The following is a 20,681-nucleotide window of genomic DNA, read 5'->3' as shown; positions in this document are numbered from 1 at the left end:
CTCCAAGCCCGGCTCAGGCTTTCCGTGTCAGCCGAGGTCGGCCGGAGGATCGCCAAGCTCGGAGAGGTGCTGTTTGACATGCGCGTTCAGGATCGTCGTCAGCGCGCGGGGATCGACCTTGAGCTCATCTGCCATCACGACGGCGATCCGGGCGGGCCAGGACAACCAGGCATCCCGGAAGTCCCGGGCGGTGTCGAAGAACAGCTTCTCGGCCGCCTCGCGGTCGACCAACTTGCGATCGTTCTTCTCGACCTCTTGCTTGCGCTGCAGGCCGAGGAAGTTCTCCTTGCGCCGGATCGCCTCCGGTAGCGGCAGGTTCGTAGGGTCCAGGGCCTCGTCGTCGCCTTGCTCGCCCTCGCCATCGATCGGCACCGCGCCGGGCCGCGGCATCGCCTCGCCGAGGGTCTGCCAGGTGTCGGGCTTCGGCTTGGCGGGGGCCTTCGGCTCTGGTGGCGGCCTGTTACCTGGGACGGCGCGCACCGGGCGATGGGTAACACCACCCCGGTAGCTGGCCGGACGCTGGTCCAGCGCCCATTCGGTCGCCTCGACGTCAATCAGGCCGGCCTCGTTAAGGACGAGGATACCCTTCTGTTTCCAACCTGTTACCGACTTCCGAGACACGCCACGACGGCGGGCGAAGTCGGCTTGGCTTAGGAATTTTGCCCCGGTCGTTTCGGCCATGGGCGCTGTTACCTGTTACCCCGTTACCGGGTTTTGGGACCCTGGCGCTAGAAAACATCGGGGCCCCGACCACCCGTATAGGCGCTGGCTGTCCAGGGTCCCTACGGGGGTGGGCAGCGGGCGCATCGCCCTCATGTCGGGCGGGGTGCGGGCGAGGGGCAAAGAAAAGCCCCGCAGCGATCCTCTCGCTCGGGGCGCAACAACCCAGGCGCCTCGCCCTACTCGGGTCTGGGCCGGGCCAGAGACACATCCCGGCTCGCCGGGCAGTCAGTGAAGCTGCCCATCAGGGCAAGCTCCTGCATCTGGTTCGTCTGTGCATGACGTATGCAGCAGGCTATGATTCCGTCAAGCCCTTTCGACCTGGGCGTATTCGAGTTCCACAGGCGTTTCGCGGCCGAAGATCGCGACAGCTACCGTCAGCCGCTCACGTGCTTGGTCGACTGCCTCGACCCTGCCGTCGAAGCTGGCGAACTGTCCAACCGTCACGCGAACAGCCTCGCCGATGTCGAAGAGGATCTTGGCTGCCTTGCTGATGTCTCCGTCCCAGCCGGTCACGCAGTCGGCGAAGGTCTGCATCTCATCGGGGGCGATGACGATCGGGCGACCATCGTGCATGGCGAGGCCGCCGCGCCGGTAGGTGGTCGCGTCGTCGTAGATCCCCGGGTGGCTCTCGACGTGGGCGAGCTCCTGCCAATCGTTGATGCCGACGAAGAGCAGCCGGCGCAGCAGGGGGACCAGAGCGGTTCGCGCCTTGCCGATCTCCGAGACCAGCCGCACGGCCTCGCGCGCCTCGAACACCGGGACGCCCACGCCGCGGATCTGCTCAGCCGCCCGGCCTGACCAGCGGGGCAGCGTGCGGACGACGTGCCACTTCCTCGTCGGATCAACGATGAACCGCTCTGCGCGCTCGGGCCGCGGCGGCGGCTTAGGCTTCTCGTTGAAGCCGTTCGCCCTCCGCTGGCGTGCCCGGGCCTCGGCGTTGCGGGCTTCCTCCCGACGGCGCTGCTCGCGCAAACGCTGCTTCTGGCTTCGAGCCATGGCGGTGCTCCTGGGTACGCAACTGGACAGGGACGAGCAGACGGATTCGCAGTGGCGGCTGCGGATCGTCAGATGATGATGCGGGGGATGGCGACGGCAGGCTGGCTCGACGGGATCAGGAAGCGGACGCGCTCGTCGAGGACGGTGACGACGCGCCCTGCGCTCGACATGACGAAGGCCTGCTGCCCTCGCTCGTGCTTCCCGCGATAGGCTGCGAGCGCGGCCGCGACGTCCGACGCCATCGCCTCGCGCCACGCGGCCGTGTCGACCCCGTAGAACCTCTCCATGTAGCGAAGGAGAGCGTGGTCGGTGATGATGGGCGAAGGCGTCATGGCTCCTCGCCCTCGTCGTCTTCGCCAACACCTGCGCATGGGCCGCCGTAAACAAAGGCTGTCAGCGCCGGTGTCGGCGTAAGGGTGGTGTCGCCGCCGAACGAGATGGCGCCGCTGATCGGGTCGGTGGTGCTGATGGTGAAGAGACCCGACTGGGCCAGCATCACGACCGCATCGAAGATGTCCCCGCCGCACTCCTCCTCACGGGCGCCGAGGAAGCCCTGCAGGTAGCGATGAAGCGCGAATGGGCAGATCGGACCGGTGAGGTGGCCGGCGTAGGCGATGGCCTGGCCGAGGATCGCTGCTCGCCACTCAGGCGAGCCAGTTTCCAGGGCCGAACGGGTGATTGCGGCGGCGCTCATGACACAGCCAGTTCTTCAGCCAGCCGGCCAATCCCCTTCGGCGTGACGCGCACCTGGGTGCGGACCCGCTCGTGGCCGTCCTCGTGCGGGATGGTGGCCAGCTTGTGCCGCAAGAGGAGCGCTGAGAGCTTCGGCTGGTAGGCTGTCCACTCCTTTGAGCCGGGGCGCCGGTAGATCCAGCCCTTGGTGATGAGATGGTTCGTCAGGTCGATGGGCCGGACCTGTAGCGCCTTCGCGGCATCGCGGATGCAGAGCGAGCCGTCGGCCTCAGCGATCCGCGCGTAGGCGCTGACGATCGGCGCCTGCTGTGCGATCTGCCCTTGCAGTTCGATGACCTTCTCGACCCGGCCCAGCAAGAGGGCGCGCAGAGCGGCTGGGTCTTCGAGGTCGACCGCGGGCGCAGCCGATCGGGCCTGCATCGCCTCGAACGCCCTGGCGTAGCTGATCTTGAAGTCCAGCGCCTCTGCGCCCGTGAACCCCATCACAAGGATGGAGAACGCGAGCTGGTTCATGGTGAAGCAGCGGTAGGTGCGCCCACTCTCGGCTAAGTCGTTGCCGTAGCTTGATAACGCAAAATCGCGTTTTCGTAGGTCGGGCCGATTGCCGAGAATGACGTCGATCGCTCGAAGGACATCCCCGTGCGCCTTCTTGAAGTAGGCGGCGACATCACGGCTATCGGCTCTCGCCTCGCCCGACATCATCGTCACGATCGGTTGACGGTCGGCGCCGCCGGTCTGCATATCGCCCTCGGTCATCTCGGATCCCTCGTTCGGGTGGCAACTGGACCTGGAGGGGGCTCCATAGGTCCGGGGAGAAGGCGACGGGGCTGGCGCCTGCAAGCTGTGGCCCCGTCGCCGGTGGCTAGAAGGGAATGTCGTCATCCACGGACCAGTCGTGCTGCCGGTCGCGCAGGTTCACGCGCTGGACGTCGATCTTACGGACGGCCTCAATGGCCTCCATCACGACGAAGACGGATCCTGGATGCTGCCGCGCCAAGCGCTCGGCCTCGGTGGTGGCGGCAGCCTTCGTGTCGTGGCGAAACCGGGCCGGGCCGCTGCCCTGAACCATCCAGAACGGCTTCATCTCGGATAGGGTGCTCATGCTTCGGCTCCTTCTGTTGCTGCAGCGGCGGCCTCGCGCCGAAGGCGACGGCGTTCGAGATCGGCGATCGCCTGAGCACGCTCGGGGCTGACCTCCTGGGCGGAGCGATCGTCCTGGCGAGCCCGGCGCGCATCCGCGGCACGGGCGGTCTCTTCCACGAAGGCCTGATGCCGGCGCTCGACCTCGGCGCGCTCTCCCTCGGTTGGCGCGTGGTAGATTTCGGCGTCGAGGATCGCGTTGATCCGGGCGCGCTCGGCTAAGTCCTCCGAGATCAGCCGGCGGCACACCTCTGCCATCTCGGCCGCCGTCGGGGCGTACGTCTTGTTCCCGGCTCGGCCGTCGAGGAAGCGCATCGAGGCCTCGACGATCGCCCAGGCGGGATACTTGCTCAGCACGAGGATGAAGGCGCGCTTGGCGAGCGTCATCGCCTCCTCGCCGAGCGGCGCCGTCGCCATGCTGCTGCGGAGGATGCCGACCTGCTCGCGGATGGTCAGCACGTCCGCCTCAGCAAGACCGCGGTCGATCTCGTCCCGTCGGGCCAGCAGCAGCGCCTTCTGCTCTGCCGTCGGCTCATGCGCGGCCGACAAGGCGTAGCGGCGGAAGTTGCCGGGGATCGTCTCGAGGTTGTTGTGCAGGTAGCCGACCACGGCTGCGGTCCGCTTCCCAGCTTGCGGGATCCCACCGGGGATCGCCGGCAGTCTCGCCTCCGGCTCGGCTATCGGGGAAAGGGAGGTGTTCATCTGGACCTCGCTGGCGGGATTCGTGAGCGTCGAAGGCGTCGCCGGCCCAGAGGTCGGCTGTGGATGCGCGGGGGGGCGAGCCGCGAACGGCGACCGGCCGTTGCATGGGAGCGGCGGGCTGATCGGACCAGCGTCCCTGGTTCAGCCACGTCGTCGGGTGGCACCAGTTGCGGTCAGCTGGCTTCGAGGCTTGGTATCGGGCAAGCCCGTCCATGAGCGCTGCGAAGGTGACGCGTCGGCTCTTGCGGACAGTCGCGAAGCTCTTCCGAGCCGGATCCTTGCCGACCTTCTCGGGATACTCAGCCCAAAAGAGGTCGAAGGCGTTCGAGGGGAAGCCGTCGCTCTCGCGCACGTCAGATGGAGGCAAAGCCTCTATCTGCTCTTTCTTCTCTCCCTCTCTCTCTTCCTCTGCTTGATTTCGCTTCGCAGCGCTTGAAGCATCCGCTCTATCACCACCGTTTATTTTCAATGGCTTACGTCGGTTCTCTTGCGAGCGTGTCCCGCCGATGTGCCCTGCGTCTGCCTGCTGTGTCCGCCTCGTCTCCCGGTCGTCCAGCTCTCGTGTCACCCGGGTGTTGCTCAGAAGACCGTCCTTCTCGACGATCTTCCCAGCCGCGATCAGGTCGCCGAGGAGCTTGCGCGCCTTGTTCGGATGGCAGCGCCAGATCCGGCCAAGGGTCGCCGGCGCGCTCGGGATCGACGCCTTGCGCCGATAGAGCTGATGGCAGAGGCGCAAATACGCGGCCTCCTGCTCAAGCGAGAGCTCGTCGGTGCCCTCGTCCCAGGCCTCGTAGTCCATCTTGTAGAACTCGCCCTTCATCGGACCGTCCTCAGATGCACAGTGCGGCGCGCGCTAGGGCCGAACACGTTAGACCGACGGCCCTTGACCCAGACAGCAGCCGCAGCGATCGCGGCGGTCGCTTCATCCGGTGAAGACGAGAACCACTCGCCGCGAAGCCGAAGGTCGCTGAGGACCGCGTGCGCTCGAGCCTCGACCTGCGCGGCGATCTCACGGCTCGCGAAGCGGCGCAGGTGGAAGATGAGGACTGCCGTAGGGCTGGCGTGCTGCACCTGGCGCAGCCGCTTAGCCGGGTCGCCAGCGATGCCGATTTTCACCGGCCCCCCAACGGAACCCATGACGTAGACGAAGCAAGGTCCGCGCTTCATGTCCGCGCTACTCCGCAGCCATGAGGGTGCGGACCGATCGCTTGCGGCGATCAGCGAAGGCGAGCGAGTTCGTCAGCACCAGCGCCTTCGTCTGGCCAGGCATCGCCTCCAGAGCCGACAGAGCGTTCGCTACCGATGCAGGATCTCGCATCGCCGACCACACGGCCATGCACGTGCCGGGCTCGACGGTCGGGAGGACCGCACGGATATCGTTCAGGCTCTCGACCTGCAGCGAACGCGCGCGGCCGGCCCGGAAGGCAGGATGGTCGGCAAAGCTGGCCATGATGCGCTAGCCTTGATCCGAGGCTTCGGCGCCAGGAGGGGCGAGCATCGGCAGGCTCGTGTGACCGGGCATCAGAAGCTGGCCGGCCCGCTCCATCTTCCTGCGCTCGGCCGGCGTGGTCGGGCGCGCCTCGCGAGCGGCCTTCTCCAGGATCTCGGCACCGGTTGGCGGCGCGAGCTTATCCCGACGCTTCCGCTTGACCGCGGGGGTGACGTCAGCTTCCTGCTGCTGTGCGAACATGGCTCGGCACTCCTGATGAAGGATAGGGAGACGGCGCGCTCAGACGCGCATCGGCATGAGCACAGCCATGGCGCCGACGATCGCCTCGTCGGGCAGGATCCGGACAGGCTCGCCGGGACCGTTCAGGTGCAGCCGAAGGCTCTTCGAGCCGATGCGCTCAGCAGCATCCGCGAGGCCGCGCAGGTAATCGGCGTTCATGCCGATGTCGGGGAACGGGGCGGTGACCTGGCAGGGAAGGCGCGTGGAGAGCTTCCCCGTATCGGGGTTGTCGCTGGTCAGACGAATCGTGCCGTCGCCGTAGCTGAGCTTGACGGCCCTGCCGCGCTCCGTGCTGTTCGCCTTGGCCATCTGCAGGGCGCGCCGGAGGTTCGGCAGCCCGACCGAGCACACGGATTTCTCGGACGTCGGTACGACGCGGCGCCAGTCGGGGAAGGTGCCGTCGATCAGCTTGGACCGAAGGCGGGCCCCGCCGGCTACGATCTCAAGCTTCGTCGCGCGCTGCCCCGCGACGGGGCCGTAGGCGATCAGCTTGACCTCACCACCTCCGACCTGAGCTAGCGCGACCCGGACGGCATCACGGGGGATGATGATCGAAGGCTGATCCGCGAGATTCCCCGACAGGTTCGAGGTGCGGGACACCAGCCGGTGCCCGTCGGTTGCCACGGCGATCGCTTGCCCGTCCTTCACCTCGAGGCAGACACCGTTGAGGTAGTAGCGGGTCTCCTCCGTCGACATCGCCCCCGAGGCGCCGCCGATCAGGTAGGCAAACACCCCGTCGGGCAGCGTCAGGGACCAGGCGACATTGTCGACGGCCAGGACTGGATGATCGTTCGCCGGCAGCGAGCCGTAGGTGATCTCGGTCTCTCCTGATCGCAAAGTGACGATTCCGCTCTCGTCGCCGGTCATCACGATCTGCGCGTCCGGCAGCGCCCGCAGCATGTCGCGCAGGCGGTAAGCCGGAAGGCAGGTCGCCCCCTCTCCGTGCGCCTCGATCTCGACGCGCATCTCGCTGTCGAGATTGGTTCCGGTCACCGCCAGGGTGCCGAAGCCCATCGCCAACTGGACGAAGGACAGGATCGGGACCGTGTTTCGGCTCTCAACGACTGCTGCGGCCCGGGTCACAGCCTTCAGCAGGTCAGCCCGATCGACCTCGACGTGAAAGGCCGGCGCTTCGTTCTTCTTCCTGCTCATGACGATGCCCTCGCGAGTGGGGCAGCCGAGCGCGCGGCGTATCGCCGGTCCTGCTCAGCCGCGATGATCCGGTAGACTTCGGCTTCGGCGATCGGCAGGCCCTCCTCCGTGAGGACGCCGGCGATCACGAAGGTGTCGAACCCGCCTTCCCAGAGGTCGAAGACCTCTTCTTCGGCCGAGCGAAGCAGGGGGTTCACGTCATCGGCGCTCATGGCCGACCCCGCACGATGATCGACCGCACGTCCTCAACGGGCATGCCGTAGGCGATGGCGATGCCCTCGGGGGACTGGCCGTCGCGCGCGCGCCTCAAGATGTCTTCGGGGGCCGTCGGCCGGGCCATGGACGGCGCGCCGACCTGCCTGCGAAGGATGCCCCAGTCCTCGAGCACCTTGATCGGCTCATCGCGACCATAGGCCTCCACGAAGGGGATGGAGCAGAAGGCGCAGAGGTTGCGGAAGGTCTTCTGCTCGAGCGAGAGCCGGCCGGTCGGCACCTTCAGCTCTATGAAGCCGAGCCGCACGGTGCCGCCGATCACCAGCAGGTCCGGCAGCCCCTTCGTCAGGCCTGCCTGCCCCTTCGCGGCTTCGTTCGGGATCGCGGCCACGAGCGTGTGCGGCCGGCCGAACATCCGCCAGTGCTGGCAGACGGCCGCCTGGATGGCGGACTCGCGCATGGGCACCTTGGAAGGCAGCATGCGACGGCCAGTGGTGACGGACGGATGGCGCATCGCTCAGGCCATCCCGATCGCTTGCATGTACAGCTCGAGGATCGCTTCCTCTTCCTGCCGCTCGCTGTGGTCCTTCTTGCGAAGGCGCAGGATCGTCCGGAGCGCGGTGACGTCGAAGCCGCGCCCCTTGGCTTCGGAGAACACCTCCTTGATGTCGCCGGCGATGCCGCTCTTCTCCTCTTCGAGACGCTCGATGCGCTCGATGAAGGCGCGCAGCTCGTCGGCAGCCACGCCTTCAGACGACGACACATCGGGTTGCTGGCTTTCGGTTTTCGTGCTCATCTGAGCGCTCCAATTCTCACGGGTTGGTCCTGGCGCCCGGTGCCCCGCTTCGCGGTTGGGGCCCGGGCGTTTCGCGTTCTGCGGACTGCGTCAGGGCGGACGGGGTCGCCTCGACGGGTCGACGTCGTCAGCGTGCCCCGGGTCGGGGTCCGGCATCAGCAAGGCCGCGAAGCGCGCGCGCCGTTCGCTTCGCCTGCCGAGCCGCGTCGCGGACCTCGAGAGATGCCGGTAGATCACCCATCGGAATGGCCTGAGCGGCCAGGCGCTCAAGGCGATCCGCAAGCGCTGTAGCCGAGCGAAGCTCTTCACGAAGCGCGCGGTGGCGACGCTCATGGGCCTGCCGGATTGCGTCCATCTCGGCGGCATCGATCCGGCGGGCCTCGCGGCGCCAGATGTCCTCGGCACGGCCATATGACATCGGCTCCTGTAAGACGGCGGATACGGCACGAGCCGCGCGGGTAATGGCAGCCTTCACGGTGTCGCCGACCGGCCTCGGCTCGGCGATTTCCTGCAAAAGCACTGCGGCTTGATCGACGGTCGTCATGCAACTGCCCTCGGAATGTTTTTCCGAGCCCTCGGTGAGCTTTTCCGACATCTCGGAACTCCTTCGTGTGACCTTGTGATCACTGAAGGAGACCGGCGGAGATGCAGGAGGTGGCAGGGGTACGCAGCACACAGGACGAGAGCGCGGCCGCCGACTTGGCGGAAGGCACGGCCACGCGAGACGAGCAGACGAACCGTCGAGGCAGACAGGCGTTGGCGCGCCTGATCAGAGCCCACGGCGGGAAGGTGCAGGGTGGAAGAGAAAGCGCCCGGCCGGCGCAGACGCGAGACATGGGCACCGGCCAGGCAAGTCCGATCCGAGGCCAGGGAGGAGCCGGGCGGATCGATGGGGGAAAGGGTTGAGGCCGCGGTCATCGAGCGGACCACGGCATGGGCGGCAGAGCGCCCGACGCACGGCCGCGCATCTCGCCGAGCGTCGCCATGACGAGCACGGTGACGAACAGAGCGGCCACTAGGGCACAGGCACGGAGAGCGCGAGCCTGCATGTCAGGCCTCCCCGCGCTCGCCGGCACGAGCGGCGCGAGCCGCCTGCGCCAGCTTCACGAGCTCGACGCCGCGCTGGTAGTGCTCCGCCGCGTCGGCGAGCTCCATCTGAGCCGTCACCGGGATGCGGCTCGTGCGGCTGCGGAACGTCTCATGGATCCGGCCGTGCACCTCGCTGATGCGAAGCTCACCGTCGCCGGTCTTCGTGGTGTGGGTGAAGGTGTCGTCGGAAGGCGCGCTCATGCTGCAGCTCCCGTCTGCGGCGGGACCTGTAAACGAGCTGTCGTCTCGTGAGCCTTCGACCAATCGTGCAGGCCGACCTTGCCGCCGCTCACCGAGTCGATGCGGATGGCCACCTCAATCGAAGGCCCGCGCTCGCCGTACTTCAGCTTGCGGATGCCATGCTCGGTGATCCCGCCGACGCGATCCGCCATGGCGGCGTCGTCGAGATTTTCGGAGCGCATGTAATCGATGAGCCTCATAGCCCCAGAACTTGCCCTTAAAGGGGAAGCTCGTCAACCCCTACAAGGGGAAGGACGGAGGCAGAATTTTTCGGTCACTTGTCCCCTTATGGGGAACGGCCTTCGAGAGCTGCGTACGAAGCGTGGATGGACGCACGATCAGGCGGCCGACGCCGTAGGCGTGTCCCGTGGTCAGTTTATCAAGTTAGAGCGTGGCGAACGGGGGCTCACCGAGCGCACGATTGGCTTGGCCGCCAAGGCCTTCGAGGTTTCTCGGGCGGTCGTCATGGGCGACACGAACACGGTTGATCCGGCGCCGGCCTTACCTGAGCCAGCCGAACCCAATGCGAGCATCCCCGCGCAGCCCGTTGGTCTAAAAAGCTCGACGTTCATGGGACCGCGGAACGTGCCTGTTTATGGCACCGGGTCCGGCGGTTCCGGCGGCGATTTCCGGTTTAACGGACAGACCATTGACCACGCGCCCCGGCCACCGGCGCTCGAAAGCCGTCGAGATGTCTATGTCGTGTACGTCGTCGGGAATAGCGTGTCGCCGAAATACGAAGACGGTGACCCGATCTATGTCGATCCCCACCGGCGTCCCCAGCCACGCGACTACGTGCTCGTGGAGCTGAAGGGTACCGCAGAGCACGAGCCAGGTGACGCCTACGTCAAGCGACTCGTCCGTCGGACGGCGACCAAGCTGATCGTGGAGCAGCACGAGCCTCCTAAGGAGCTCACCTTCGACGAAGCGCGGGTCGCCCGGGTGCATCGGGTGATTCCGTACCCAGAATTGATCGGCATCTGACGATGGCTGACGCCAAGCCCTTCCAGCCCGCTGAGGTTCGCGGTTTCCCACGAGAGCCAGGAGATTATCTGACGCCAATATGCCTAGCGGGCGCCGAGGTCATCACCGGCGACGAGCTCGGTGTGGTGGTGCTCCAGACGGCGGCCGGCCATCGGATCGGTATTCCACTCAGGGTGGAGGCGCTGTGGGACCTTCACGAGGCGCTAGGGAAGGCGCTGCGCACGCTGCAGGCGAGCGAAGGCGGATCGGTGCAGTGACCGACCAGCGCTGGTACTGACGCATGCGCCTGAAGTCGCTGTTAAAGACCGCTACCATCGTCGCGGGGATGCTGAGCGCGCTTGCCGTGGCTCTCACGGTTCTCGTCGGACGACTCGAAAAACTAACGCTCCAGCTTGGCAAAAGCTGGCACCGTCTGAAAGAGGCCGCAGAGGTACGCGAACTTGTCACGGACCTTTCCGAGGGCGCTGGGATCGTTTCCTCATACGCAGAGATTATATCGTGGCCTCTCGTGCTTACGGGAGGTTTCGTTTTTGTGATATGCGTCGGCGCATGGCACCGACTGGTAAGGTTGCCGAGGGAGCACGAAAGGCGGCGAATTCGCCATCGGATCGAAAGTGGGCGAAGCGCGACGATAGAGCAAAGAAAGGAGAGCGAAGAACATGACGCCTAAAATCATCATATTCGCCGGCTTCTTGATCGTACTCTATGCTGCCCTCGCCAATCGACTTTTCGCGTTTGGCCGCGTCAACCGAGAGGAATTTGCTACTCTTGCCGACAAGATGATGTTGGACGAGCAGCCGTTCGCTTTAACAAGATCGCAAATTCTTCGCATCTCCGATGGGCTTATGGGCTCGGGCCCGGCATGGCATTTGGTCTGGTATCTGGTCACTGTGTTCTTTCGTTCAATAACTGGCCGCCGGACTAAGCCCGCAGTTCCAGCCGTAGCGAATGATCTGGTTTCCGCGGAGACGACTGAGGACCGTAGGCGTTTTGTGCGAACGGCGATCATGTGCGTCTTGGCGACGAGCCCGGCAGCCTTGACGATCTTCATCGTGCTGTTCGCGATCGCATCCTTCGTTAAACCGGCAGGCAAGCTGGCCGAAGAAGCGCTTACGGAGGCGGCGACGCACTCGCCTTATTCGGATAGCGATCTCTGTCCGCCTCGCCAGGCCGCTTAGGTCTGCAGCGGGAATTCACACCGGCACAACATCGGTGGCCCACGTGGGCCGGGCTCTTAGCCGGTCGTCTGAGGACTAGAACAGAACCTCGCCTTCGTCCAAGGCCATGCCGACGAGCCTCGCTTCGGTGTCATCACAGCGCTTGCACGTGAACGGGGCATCCCGAAGCATGTTGGCTACCTCCGGCATCGTCAGCGGCGTCTCAGGGAGGCGCTTGGCGAATTCCTCGTTGGCGAAGTCCCACGGCCGGGACCACAGCGTCACGCTCTGATCGTGGTCGCATGAGCGGCACTGCCGCGTCGCGATGAAGCTGTAGCCCATCGGGTTGTCCCAAATGACCGGCATCGTGACCTCCTAGAACGGCAGGGCGTCAGAGACGCCAGGCGGGACGGTGCCGTAGGTCGCAATCGTGATCGACTCGCCCTCATCAAACTCGCCCCCGCCTTGACGCAGGAAGGCGGCCGCGCCCTTGGCATAGCCCAGTGCCACCCGATCCTCGGCAGTCTTTCGCGCCTCGTCGGCCGATTTGCAGGGATGTATCCTTCCTGGGCTAAGTAGTCCGTCTCGACCCTCAACGAAGCTTAATGCACCGTACATAAATATACCCGACATGATCATTCTCCAATTTCAATATCAATCCGATTCTTTAAGCACAGGTCGAACTGTAATGTTTTTTCCGCTCCCCCCCCGTTCTTCGCAAAGGCGGCAACGCAGCTTGCTGCCAAGCCCGGGGATAGTGCGAAATCCCCTTCTCTCTTCACGTCTCACTTTCGACCGCGGCCAATACGATCGATGGCCGCAATCATCGCATCCGATGTGAAGACCGAGGACTCCCGTCAGTTCAGATCGAGGTGTCCCATGTGCTGATGCCACCCCGAAGCCCCCTGTGTTCCCGTTATGTTCTTATGATGGGGGCGGAGCGGGCGGCCTGTCGAGTCCTGTTTTCGCTAATCCGCTGTTGACGGTTGTGGAAAGGCCTTCCCCACGGTCCTTAAAATATTCCCCTTTGAGGGGTTGACGAAAATGCCCCTTTGAGGGGAAGATGCCTCATCGCCAAGCGGTGGAGCTACCCCGATGCAGCCCGGCACCTACCCCCGAAACAAGCACTTCGACGCCGAGGCGTCCCGGCGCGCCGCTGAGCGCATTGTCCGTGAGAACCAGGCCGCCGCCGAGCGATTCGCTCTGGGCCAGCCGCTCAAGACCGCCGATGCGGCGATTGTCGAGCTGCAGGCCGCGCTGACGACCTCGCTCCGTGAGGTGGCGCGATGAGCCGCCCCGACGCTCTGCGCATGAACAGCTCTCTGCCGAAGGGCGAGCGCGGCGCGAACGACAATCCTTCGTCCGACAGCCTCGACGCGACGGCCATCTCCATCGCCACGTTCTTCGGCGCCGGCATCCTGCTCGCTGCGGTCAGCTTCGTCGCCTGCCTTGTTCGCTTGGGCTGGCTCTGATGGGCGCCGCCTCCATTAGGGAAGACCCGAACTGGTCGCACGCCGCGATCGCGTCCCGCCGGGCCGTCGGCAAGAGCATTCATCAGGCCGGCGTTCAGGAGCGCAAGCTGGCGCACCGGGCGCGCGATCTTCACAAGCAGCGTCGTCAGCAGCGCGAGAACCAGCGGCTCGCGTCGGGTGGCGCATCCTTCTCGCTTGAGACGCACGAGCGGTTGAAGTCCGCGATCTCGACGCTGGCGGGTGGGCGCCGCGCTTCCAATCCGGAGATGTGGGCGGCGCTCGATATCCTCGGCCAGACTCTCGACACGGGCGAGGCAGACCCGGTCGTCATCCTGCCCTCGGCAGAGGACGCGCGAGCACTGGTCGCGGTCCTGCGCAGCCCGGGCGTGGGCGGTCTCTACGGCGACGCTCCGAGAGCGATCGAGCGCTTGGAGGAGATTGGCGAGGTGCCGGCGCCGGCCGGGTCGGGGTTTAACGTCTCTGCGGAGGCGTTCCGTGCAGCCTTGAAGCTCGTCGAGCGGCATGGGGTCCGCGTTCCGTCGCGGGATCCTGGCTCTCGCTGCAACGCGCCGAAGGTCACCGACGCCACGATCTACAGCATCCTTTCCGAGGTGAAGGAGCCCAAGCGGTTCGAGGCTGCGGCCATTCTCCGTCGGGTCGTGATCCGGGCCGGTCGCACAGCCCTGCACATGACCTCGGAGGAGGCGGCCGTCCTCTCCGAGGTGCTGACCGCCCTGGGCGGCGACCGCTTCTTCCTCAGCAGCGTCAACCGCATCGCCGCGCTCGCGCCGGCCGCGGCCGCCTGACGCCAATCCCCCTTCGACCTTCCGACACCCATCCGCCCGAGGCCGCCATGTGCATCTTGGTCCAAGAGTCCGACAGCCCTTTGATCGCCGAAGACGTCCAGGCCGCGGCGGACCGCGCCTGCGAGAAGATCCAGGCGATGGCGAAGGCCGTCATCGCCATGGCGTTTGAGGGAAAGATCGCGGCGGAGCTCGGCGACCCGCAGCGGAGCCCGCATTCGATCCGGATCGGCGCCGAGTTCGCGATCGACAACTTTCGGTCGGCCTCCGAAGAGGTGCTGACGGGACAGGTCCGGCGGCTTGGCTACGCGGACAGCCTGAGCTTGCAGAAGGCTTGGACGGCCCGCCTGGATCTGAACGCCGCCGCGCGTCGCACCGTGGTGCTCACCGCCAGCGTGGCGCCCGCGGCCCTCGCTCGGCGGGTGGCGTGATGGCACCCCGCACCAAGCCGGCCGCGCCGGTCGTCACCGCCGACTTTGGCATGCGCGACGCGGACGGGAAGCCCTGGCTCGCCTTCAGCGCCGACGGCGCCGAGTTCGCCAGCGGCGTCTACCCGGGCACGCTTCCGCAGGCCCGCGAGCTCGCTCAGTCCATCAATGGCCGGCTTAGCGCCGTGGCCGCGATGAAGGCGGTGCTCTCCGACGTCCGCGATCCCGACACCGACACTGCGATCGCCCCGGCGACAGCCGAGGCGCTGATCGACGCCCTGATGGCGATGGGAGAGCGGGCATGAGCCGCGACCGCGCCGAGTTCTCGAAGCCGGTCAAGCGCACCGCGTGGGAGCGCGCCGCCGGCAAGTGCGAGTTCGTGCTGGTCGACGGCTCCCGCTGCGGCTGTCCGCTGACGCCCGGCAAGTTCGCCTACGACCACATCAACCCGGACGGACTGACCGGCACGCCGACCCTGTCGAACTGCCAGGTGATCTGCACGCCCTGCCACCTCGCGAAGACCCGAGAGGACGTGAAGCACATCGCCCAGGCCAAACGCCGGGAGGATGCGCACCTCGGCATCAAGCGGCCGGCGAGCCTGCAGAGCCAGGGCTTCCGCCGCTACGCGCCCGCCCGCCGCGCCACCACCCCCGTCGACAAGCTCACCTTGGGATACCGGAGGCCGGGAGCATGAAGCGTCGTGCATGGACCCTCAAGGAGGATGCGTACCTCCATCAGAACTACAAGGCTCGAGGCGCGAAGCGGTGCGCTGCCGATCTCGGTCGGACCGTGGGTGGCACTATGAGCAAGGCGGCCAAACTTGGTCTCCAGGTCTCGCAGGCAAGCCTGATCGTCCGATTCACGCCCCAGATGGATGACGTGATCCGCCGAGCCTACCAGAACCACACCCCGGGCTCGGTGATCCGCGCCGCTAAGGCGCTCACGTTGACGCCACAGCAGATCTCGCGTCGGGCCGGCACACTCGGCCTGCGAGCCCGCCCTTCTGCGGCGACCGCGTGGCTTGCTTGCGAGATCACTTACATCGAGGAAAACAAACATAAGAGCCGCGCCAGGATGTCCCGCGAAATGCGGAAGCGCGGCTGGAGTCGTACACCGGCTGCCATTCAGAAGCAGATTTGTGCGCAGGGCTTCTCGGGCCCGAGCGACGAGCACATGTCGCTGATGCGGCTCGGGTACTGCCTGGGCATCGCCGGCAGCGTCATCACCCGATGGATCGTGAAGGGGCTGCTCGTCGCCGAGCGTGCCGGATGGAATCGCGGTCCGGCCCAGGGTGGAGACGCCTACCGCGTCGCTGAGGCCGAGATCGCTCGCTTCATCGTCCAGAACGCGGGCCTGATCGACATGCGCAAGGTCGACGGCCCCTGGCTGATCGATCTGCTCGCCCGCCTCGGATCTCGCGGCCTCACCGAAGCTCGAGACAAGGGCCAGCGGATCGTCGCTCTCAAGCTGGCGGATCCTGACCGGTCCAACACCGAAATCGCCGCGATGGTCGATTCCACCCCGGCTTCCGTCGGCGTCATCCTCGCGCGTCACCGCGCCTCTGGTCAGAGGACTGCCGCATGACCGCGACCACCCCCACGCTCGGGAAGGACAGGGCGGTGAGGCTGCGCCCGCTCATCATCGACAGCTTCGCCGGGGGCGGCGGCGCATCCGAGGGTATCCGGGCCGCGCTCGGCCGCGATCCGGACTACGCGCTGAACCACGACGCGATGGCGCTCGCCATGCACCGGATCAACCATCCGGGCACGCACCACATCGAGGAGGACGTCTGGAACGTCGACGCCCGCTCGCTCTGCGCGAACCGGCCCGTCGGCCTCCTCTGGATGTCCCCGGACTGCAAGCACTTCAGCAAGGCCAAGGGCGGCAAGCCACGCGAGAAGGCGATCCGCGGCCTCGCATGGGTCGGCGTGCGCTGGATCAAGAGCCTGCCGGCCTGGCAGCGCCCGGTCTGCGTCTTCCTGGAGAACGTCGAGGAGTTTCAGGATTGGGGCCCGCTGCTCGACGACGGCCGACCATGCCCGCTGCAGCGCGGCGCCACGTTCCGCAGCTTCGTCGCGGCCCTGCAGGCGATGGGCTACGCGGTCGAGTGGCGCGAGCTGCGCGCGTGCGACTACGGCGCGCCGACGATCCGCAAGCGCCTGTTCCTGGTCGCGCGCCGCGACGGCAAGCCGATCGTGTGGCCGGAGGCGACGCACGGCGCGCCGACGTCGGCCGGCGTCCTGGCGGGCACGCTGCTGCCTTGGCGGACCGCGGCGGAGATCATCGACTGGTCGCTGCCGTGCCCGTCGATCTTCGACACCAGGGCTGAGATCAAGGCGAAGCACGGCATCAAGGCGCAGCGGCCACTTAAGCCGAACACGATGGCGCGGATCGCCAAGGGAACGTGGCGCTACGTCATCACCGCCGCGAAGCCGTTCCTCGTCCAGGTGAACCACGGCGCGGCGACCGCCGGCCGCGACCATGCCGCAGACGAGCCCGCGCCGACGATGACGGGGAAGCGCGGCGAGGCGGTCGTGATGCCCTTCGTCACCCTCGGGCAGCAGGGCGGCAGCAACCGGGACGTGTCCGACCCGCTCCACACCATCACGGCGAGCCCGAAGGACCAGAAAGCGATCGTCGCGCCGGTGATCGTGAACGTCGCCAACGGCAAGACAACCGGCCGGGGCCCCAACGTCTGGCCCGTCGACGACGCGCTGCGCACCGTCACGCAGGCAGGCACGCACGCGGTCGTCGCGCCGTTCCTCGCGCCACGCCTGCAGGCGAAGCCCGGCGACGAGCCGCGCACTCGCCCCGTCGATCTGCCAGCGGCCACGATCACCGCCAGCGACGCGCTGCCCGGCCACCTCGTCTCGGGGATCCTGGTGCCGCGCTACGGCGAGCGGCCGGGCCAGGAGCCGCGGTCCCGTCCGGTCGACCAGCCCGCCCCCGTCATCGTCCCGACCGGGAACGAGGGCAGCCTCGCCGCGATCCACATGACTCGGCAGTTCGGCGCCTCGGTCGGCTCGGACGTCGAGGAGCCGGTCGGCACCATCACCGCCGGCGGCGCGGGCAAGGCCGGCGTGGTCGCCGCGTTCCTGGCCCAGCACAACACGGCCCGGGATGGTGCGGTGAATCCCGGGACGGACGCTCGGACCCCGGTCTCCACCATCACGGCCGCGGGCGGGCACCAGAACGTGGTCGCGGCGCACTTGCTGAACCTGCGGGGCTCCGATCGCCGGGACGGCCCCATCGACGCCCCGGCGCCGACGGTCTCCGCCGGCGGCAACCACGCGGCGGCCGTCTACGCCTTCCTCGCGAAATACTACGGCGAGGGACTGCCGTCGCAGGCGGCCGACGAACCGCTCCACACGCTCACCGCCAAGCCGCGGCACGGCGTCGTCACGGTCACGATCCAGGGCCAGCCCTACGCCATCGTCGACATCGGCATGCGGATGCTGACGCCGCGCGAGCGCTTCAACGCCCAGGGCTTCCGGCCCGACTACACGATCGATCGCGGCGAGCTCGCGGACGGAACCATCGTCCCGCTGACACTCGAGGCGCAGGGTCGGATGTGCGGGAACAGCGTCTGCCCCGACATGGCCCGCGCCCTGGTCGCAGCGAACTACGCCGATCCCATTCAGCACGCTCGCCCGCGGCCCGGCCCGGTCGCGATGCCCCTCTTCGCCGCGGAGTGACGCCATGACCCAGACCCAGACCCAGACCCATACGGCCGAGGCGACGCTGCGGGAGGTGGAATGCGATCCTGTTGAGGCCGCCCACGTCGCTGGCGAGGCGACATCGAAGCGGCTCGCTGGAGCCAATTCTCAGCATGCGCCCGGCAGCCCATTAAGCATGAGCCGAGAGGACGTGGCCGCGGCTATCGTCCAGGATGCGATCTTGGCTTACGCCGCCGCCCTCGCGGCCTCCCCCGCCCCGCGCGCACCCGCAGCAGTGCCGGAGGGCGCGATCCACAACGGTCGCGAGTGCCTTCGCCGCCTCGTGGAGCACTACCACTTCGAGGACGATGGGCACCCGCTGCGGATGTGCTCGGAGTACGACGATGCCGTTCGCTGCTTCGAAGTGCTCGCCGACACCCTCGCCTCCGCACCTGCGGCCCCGCCTGCCGATGGCGTCGAGTCCCTGTTCCAGACATCGATCGGCCGCTACCCGAAGCTCACTGCCACTCTCGCTGCAAGAGAACGGCCAGCCGATGGTTATGCTTCCCTGACCTGGGACCGCCCGATTGAGTTGCCGGAGGCTACCGAGCGCGGCGTGCCCGGCCAGATCATGGACGCGGCCTGGCCCGAGTTCGGAGGCAACAACCTGCCCGCGGACTTCTGGCAGGCCTTCGACCTTGCGATCCGGTTCACCATCGAAGCTCTTGCGGCCCCGCCTGCCGATGGCGGGAAGGAGGGGCTGCGAGAACGCTACATCGCCGGCCGAATGGACATGCGCGACGAGGCCGCGGACGCCGTCAACAAGATGGCGCACGAACGCATCCCCGAGGCGGACGGCATGTCTCGGGCCGCTCTCGCTGATGCGACCCTGCTGATCCGAGAAATCCCCCTCGCGTCCCGCACCCCGGCCGGAGCCGCGGGCGATCCGGTGGAGCGAGAGCGAGTTGCGCGCATTATCGCGCGCATGATTGGCCATGCTCTTGGCTATGAAGAAGTTTCGGCCCTCAACCAATATGTTGAGGATCATTGGCAAGATTACTTCTGGGGCCTTGATGATATCATTGGCATGCATTCTTCTAATTTAGACGACGCAGAACGTCTAAATTGGTTAGATCAAGTCGCTCGAAAGAGCTGCACGGGCATATCCTTCGACCATATTCCATCAGTTGAAGGGGAAGCGTCCGGTTTTCGGTTCATGCGGCGATTTTTCGTCGGTGAAGCCCGAAAAAGCCTGAGATCTGCGATCGACGCCGCGCGCGGGGAAGTTGAGCAGATGGAGAAGCGTGAAGCTCTCGCCACCCGACCCGCCTCCCCAGCGCCGGCCGCATCGGCGGGAGGGGAAGGGGCAACGCGGAGCCCGCTATGGGTGCCTGAGACCGCAGCCGAGTGGCATGAGAAGGCCACGGACCACTTCGCCAGGAACCTCAATCTCGGCATCAGCCACGAGGACCTCCCGAAGCTGGTCGCCGCCCTCGCCGTCCGGCCCGTTGCCGAGGGTGATGCGGGGGATGCTCTCGACGCAGCTCGCTTCCGCGCCCTGACGCAGCATGGACGGATCCGGATGCAGGGCTCGTGCGGCGTCAATTCGGAGACGGGCGCGCTGCACTACCCGGAGACGCCCGGCTCTGTTCACTTCGGGGCTGAGTTCTGGCCGCAAGACCCGGCCCAGCCTGACCACGAAACGGTCTGGGGGCATCACTGCCTGAGAGCGCTTGCGGACGACATCCTCACGCTTCAGGCCGTCCGCCCGGCTCCCTCTCCGGCCAAGGGAGGGAACTGAGTATGAAGACCTTTCTCATCGCAGAGGTGGACGCCACCGAACTGACGCTGCGGATCGCCGAGGCGGCCTGCGACATCAAGCGACCGCCCCACCGAGACGCCGCTACCGCGCTTGCGCAACTCCGGGCCCGCGATCCGATCACGACGGCGAGCTTCGAGCGCATCGCTTATGTCGTTACCGAATACATCACCGAGTGCATCGGTAAGGGGAGGCGGCCGTCATGACCGCCCCCTCACCCCAACGCGCCGCCTCAGCAGAGGAGCGGGAACGGCACGAGCCGACTGACGCGGAGATGTTGGCTGAGATCGCGGCCGAAGAAGCAGCCCGCAAAGCCTCGCCGCGTACGGTGGCGCCGATCCCGGTCCGCGCTCGCTATTTCCTGATGGAGTGCGAGCACTGCGGCTGGGTCGGTTCGTCCGAGCTATGCGGCACAAATAGCGGTGGCGACGACTCGGACATCTACTGCCCGGCTTGCGACGCGATGACCCTCGGAGACGAACCGAGCGAGGCCGATGCCGCGAAGTTCGGGCAGGCCATCCTCGACCGCATCACCGCCGCCGAGGCCCGCGCGGAGGAGGCGGAGAAGGATCGAACAGCGCTGACCAAGGCGCTGACTGGCCTGACCTGGGGCGGCTCGGAGTTCTTCACGCGACGAGGTGAGGACTTCATCGCCAACGCCAAAGCATGCGTTGAGAACGTCCGCGCTCGCATGGAGACGCGGCAACGAGCGCTGATCCGCGAAGCCGACAGGCGCAACGTAGCCGAAGCCGACCGCGACCGGCTCGCCGATGAGGTGGCGCGGCTGCGCGGGGCTCTTGAGAGATCCGCCGATACGTTGAACGCCTGCGAGGGCGTCATGCGAAACGCGGGCGATATTGCCGCCGCGATGGAGGCATCCGTCGAAGAA

General features: G+C 66.7%; 34 protein-coding genes. 14 read left to right on the top strand and 20 right to left on the bottom strand.

Annotation, left to right across the window (positions count from 1 at the left end; genetic code table 11):
* Positions 1 to 27: 27 nt before the first annotated feature.
* From MKK60_RS22470 to MKK60_RS22385, 18 genes are all read right to left on the bottom strand, one after another.
* Positions 28 to 681, bottom strand: a complete 654-nt coding sequence (locus tag MKK60_RS22470) for a hypothetical protein (protein ID WP_243988641.1) — start codon at positions 679 to 681, stop codon at positions 28 to 30.
* A 345-nt stretch (positions 682 to 1,026) separates the two neighbouring features.
* On the bottom strand, positions 1,027 to 1,719 hold the full coding sequence (locus tag MKK60_RS22465; protein WP_243988640.1) for a transcription termination/antitermination protein NusG: 693 nt from the start codon (positions 1,717 to 1,719) through the stop codon (positions 1,027 to 1,029).
* Positions 1,720 to 1,787: 68 nt separating this feature from the next.
* Entirely contained in the window at positions 1,788 to 2,051 is a 264-nt protein-coding gene (locus MKK60_RS22460) for a hypothetical protein (RefSeq protein WP_243988639.1), read from the bottom strand.
* Positions 2,048 to 2,413 (bottom strand): hypothetical protein, encoded by a 366-nt coding sequence (locus MKK60_RS22455; RefSeq protein WP_243988638.1) that lies wholly within the window; start codon positions 2,411 to 2,413, stop codon positions 2,048 to 2,050. Before MKK60_RS22455 ends, MKK60_RS22460 begins: the two co-directional genes overlap by 4 nt.
* Complete coding sequence (locus MKK60_RS22450; protein WP_243988637.1) at positions 2,410 to 3,168, bottom strand: Rha family transcriptional regulator; 759 nt, start codon at positions 3,166 to 3,168, stop codon at positions 2,410 to 2,412. The genes MKK60_RS22455 and MKK60_RS22450 overlap by 4 nt, the downstream gene beginning before the upstream one ends.
* Positions 3,169 to 3,274: 106 nt before the next feature.
* Entirely contained in the window at positions 3,275 to 3,514 is a 240-nt protein-coding gene (locus MKK60_RS22445) for a hypothetical protein (RefSeq protein ID WP_243988636.1), read from the bottom strand.
* Positions 3,511 to 4,161 carry a hypothetical protein gene (locus tag MKK60_RS22440; protein WP_243988635.1) on the bottom strand — a complete coding sequence of 217 codons (651 nt, stop codon included), beginning with the start codon at positions 4,159 to 4,161 and terminating at the stop codon, positions 3,511 to 3,513. The genes MKK60_RS22445 and MKK60_RS22440 overlap by 4 nt, the downstream gene beginning before the upstream one ends.
* On the bottom strand, positions 4,085 to 5,074 hold the full coding sequence (locus MKK60_RS22435) for a DUF1376 domain-containing protein (protein ID WP_243988634.1): 990 nt from the start codon (positions 5,072 to 5,074) through the stop codon (positions 4,085 to 4,087). Before MKK60_RS22435 ends, MKK60_RS22440 begins: the two co-directional genes overlap by 77 nt.
* On the bottom strand, positions 5,071 to 5,421 hold the full coding sequence (locus MKK60_RS22430; RefSeq protein WP_243988633.1) for a GIY-YIG nuclease family protein: 351 nt from the start codon (positions 5,419 to 5,421) through the stop codon (positions 5,071 to 5,073). The genes MKK60_RS22435 and MKK60_RS22430 overlap by 4 nt, the downstream gene beginning before the upstream one ends.
* Before the next feature lie 7 nt (positions 5,422 to 5,428).
* The gene (locus MKK60_RS22425; RefSeq protein ID WP_243988632.1) at positions 5,429 to 5,704 is read right to left on the bottom strand and encodes a hypothetical protein; all 276 of its coding nucleotides are present in this window, start codon (positions 5,702 to 5,704) and stop codon (positions 5,429 to 5,431) included.
* Between the two features lie 6 nt (positions 5,705 to 5,710).
* Complete coding sequence (locus tag MKK60_RS22420) at positions 5,711 to 5,944, bottom strand: hypothetical protein (protein WP_243988631.1); 234 nt, start codon at positions 5,942 to 5,944, stop codon at positions 5,711 to 5,713.
* A 39-nt stretch (positions 5,945 to 5,983) separates the two neighbouring features.
* On the bottom strand, positions 5,984 to 7,135 hold the full coding sequence (dnaN, locus tag MKK60_RS22415; protein ID WP_243988630.1) for a DNA polymerase III subunit beta: 1,152 nt from the start codon (positions 7,133 to 7,135) through the stop codon (positions 5,984 to 5,986).
* Positions 7,132 to 7,347: a hypothetical protein gene (locus MKK60_RS22410; protein ID WP_243988629.1), complete on the bottom strand. Its 216-nt coding sequence runs from the start codon at positions 7,345 to 7,347 to the stop codon at positions 7,132 to 7,134. Before MKK60_RS22410 ends, dnaN begins: the two co-directional genes overlap by 4 nt.
* On the bottom strand, positions 7,344 to 7,862 hold the full coding sequence (locus MKK60_RS22405; protein WP_243988628.1) for a VRR-NUC domain-containing protein: 519 nt from the start codon (positions 7,860 to 7,862) through the stop codon (positions 7,344 to 7,346). The genes MKK60_RS22410 and MKK60_RS22405 overlap by 4 nt, the downstream gene beginning before the upstream one ends.
* 3 nt (positions 7,863 to 7,865) lie before the next feature.
* Positions 7,866 to 8,144, bottom strand: coding sequence for a DUF2312 domain-containing protein (locus MKK60_RS22400; RefSeq protein WP_243988627.1), 279 nt, complete (start codon positions 8,142 to 8,144; stop codon positions 7,866 to 7,868).
* A gap of 127 nt (positions 8,145 to 8,271) precedes the next feature.
* Positions 8,272 to 8,739: a hypothetical protein gene (locus MKK60_RS22395; RefSeq protein ID WP_243988626.1), complete on the bottom strand. Its 468-nt coding sequence runs from the start codon at positions 8,737 to 8,739 to the stop codon at positions 8,272 to 8,274.
* A 455-nt stretch (positions 8,740 to 9,194) separates the two neighbouring features.
* The gene (locus MKK60_RS22390; protein WP_243988625.1) at positions 9,195 to 9,434 is read right to left on the bottom strand and encodes a hypothetical protein; all 240 of its coding nucleotides are present in this window, start codon (positions 9,432 to 9,434) and stop codon (positions 9,195 to 9,197) included.
* The gene (locus MKK60_RS22385) at positions 9,431 to 9,673 is read right to left on the bottom strand and encodes a hypothetical protein (RefSeq protein WP_243988624.1); all 243 of its coding nucleotides are present in this window, start codon (positions 9,671 to 9,673) and stop codon (positions 9,431 to 9,433) included. The genes MKK60_RS22390 and MKK60_RS22385 overlap by 4 nt, the downstream gene beginning before the upstream one ends.
* Between MKK60_RS22385 and MKK60_RS22380 the strand changes: the two genes are divergently transcribed.
* The 3 genes from MKK60_RS22380 (at position 9,663) to MKK60_RS22370 (ending at position 11,635) form a co-directional block, all read left to right on the top strand.
* On the top strand, positions 9,663 to 10,457 hold the full coding sequence (locus MKK60_RS22380) for a helix-turn-helix domain-containing protein (RefSeq protein WP_313901146.1): 795 nt from the start codon (positions 9,663 to 9,665) through the stop codon (positions 10,455 to 10,457). The two genes, MKK60_RS22385 and MKK60_RS22380, sit on opposite strands and share 11 nt — an antisense overlap.
* Before the next feature lie 2 nt (positions 10,458 to 10,459).
* The gene (locus MKK60_RS22375) at positions 10,460 to 10,714 is read left to right on the top strand and encodes a hypothetical protein (RefSeq protein WP_243988623.1); all 255 of its coding nucleotides are present in this window, start codon (positions 10,460 to 10,462) and stop codon (positions 10,712 to 10,714) included.
* Between the two features lie 402 nt (positions 10,715 to 11,116).
* Complete coding sequence (locus tag MKK60_RS22370; protein WP_243988622.1) at positions 11,117 to 11,635, top strand: hypothetical protein; 519 nt, start codon at positions 11,117 to 11,119, stop codon at positions 11,633 to 11,635.
* Positions 11,636 to 11,710: 75 nt separating this feature from the next.
* On the opposite strand, the gene MKK60_RS22365 is transcribed toward MKK60_RS22370, so the two are convergent.
* Together MKK60_RS22365 and MKK60_RS28535 are read right to left on the bottom strand one after the other, a co-directional pair.
* Positions 11,711 to 11,980 carry a hypothetical protein gene (locus MKK60_RS22365; protein WP_243988621.1) on the bottom strand — a complete coding sequence of 90 codons (270 nt, stop codon included), beginning with the start codon at positions 11,978 to 11,980 and terminating at the stop codon, positions 11,711 to 11,713.
* Between the two features lie 9 nt (positions 11,981 to 11,989).
* The gene (locus MKK60_RS28535; protein ID WP_279604218.1) at positions 11,990 to 12,124 is read right to left on the bottom strand and encodes a hypothetical protein; all 135 of its coding nucleotides are present in this window, start codon (positions 12,122 to 12,124) and stop codon (positions 11,990 to 11,992) included.
* Positions 12,125 to 12,709: 585 nt separating this feature from the next.
* Here MKK60_RS28535 and MKK60_RS22360 point away from each other — a divergent pair.
* The 11 genes from MKK60_RS22360 to MKK60_RS22310 all read left to right on the top strand — a co-directional run.
* Positions 12,710 to 12,904 (top strand): hypothetical protein, encoded by a 195-nt coding sequence (locus MKK60_RS22360; protein ID WP_243988620.1) that lies wholly within the window; start codon positions 12,710 to 12,712, stop codon positions 12,902 to 12,904.
* Positions 12,901 to 13,086: a hypothetical protein gene (locus tag MKK60_RS22355; RefSeq protein WP_243988619.1), complete on the top strand. Its 186-nt coding sequence runs from the start codon at positions 12,901 to 12,903 to the stop codon at positions 13,084 to 13,086. The genes MKK60_RS22360 and MKK60_RS22355 overlap by 4 nt, the downstream gene beginning before the upstream one ends.
* Positions 13,086 to 13,892: a hypothetical protein gene (locus MKK60_RS22350; RefSeq protein ID WP_243988618.1), complete on the top strand. Its 807-nt coding sequence runs from the start codon at positions 13,086 to 13,088 to the stop codon at positions 13,890 to 13,892. Before MKK60_RS22355 ends, MKK60_RS22350 begins: the two co-directional genes overlap by 1 nt.
* Before the next feature lie 80 nt (positions 13,893 to 13,972).
* On the top strand, positions 13,973 to 14,320 hold the full coding sequence (locus MKK60_RS22345) for a hypothetical protein (protein ID WP_243988617.1): 348 nt from the start codon (positions 13,973 to 13,975) through the stop codon (positions 14,318 to 14,320).
* Positions 14,320 to 14,622 carry a hypothetical protein gene (locus MKK60_RS22340; protein WP_243988616.1) on the top strand — a complete coding sequence of 101 codons (303 nt, stop codon included), beginning with the start codon at positions 14,320 to 14,322 and terminating at the stop codon, positions 14,620 to 14,622. The genes MKK60_RS22345 and MKK60_RS22340 overlap by 1 nt, the downstream gene beginning before the upstream one ends.
* A complete protein-coding gene (locus MKK60_RS22335; protein WP_243988615.1) occupies positions 14,619 to 15,011 on the top strand; it encodes an HNH endonuclease signature motif containing protein in 393 nt (130 codons plus the stop codon). The genes MKK60_RS22340 and MKK60_RS22335 overlap by 4 nt, the downstream gene beginning before the upstream one ends.
* Entirely contained in the window at positions 15,008 to 15,901 is an 894-nt protein-coding gene (locus MKK60_RS22330; RefSeq protein WP_243988614.1) for a hypothetical protein, read from the top strand. The genes MKK60_RS22335 and MKK60_RS22330 overlap by 4 nt, the downstream gene beginning before the upstream one ends.
* Entirely contained in the window at positions 15,898 to 18,012 is a 2,115-nt protein-coding gene (locus MKK60_RS22325; RefSeq protein ID WP_243988613.1) for a DNA cytosine methyltransferase, read from the top strand. The genes MKK60_RS22330 and MKK60_RS22325 overlap by 4 nt, the downstream gene beginning before the upstream one ends.
* A gap of 4 nt (positions 18,013 to 18,016) precedes the next feature.
* Positions 18,017 to 19,774 (top strand): hypothetical protein, encoded by a 1,758-nt coding sequence (locus tag MKK60_RS22320; RefSeq protein ID WP_243988612.1) that lies wholly within the window; start codon positions 18,017 to 18,019, stop codon positions 19,772 to 19,774.
* Between the two features lie 2 nt (positions 19,775 to 19,776).
* Positions 19,777 to 19,998 carry a hypothetical protein gene (locus MKK60_RS22315; protein ID WP_243988611.1) on the top strand — a complete coding sequence of 74 codons (222 nt, stop codon included), beginning with the start codon at positions 19,777 to 19,779 and terminating at the stop codon, positions 19,996 to 19,998.
* The coding region (locus MKK60_RS22310; protein ID WP_243988610.1) for a hypothetical protein at positions 19,995 to 20,681 on the top strand (687 nt) is incomplete at its 3' end. The genes MKK60_RS22315 and MKK60_RS22310, both read left to right, overlap by 4 nt.

The organism is Methylobacterium sp. J-092, assembly GCF_022829325.1.
In the GTDB taxonomy this organism is placed as follows: domain Bacteria; phylum Pseudomonadota; class Alphaproteobacteria; order Rhizobiales; family Beijerinckiaceae; genus Methylobacterium.
This window is presented reverse-complemented; position numbering and strand designations above follow the sequence as displayed.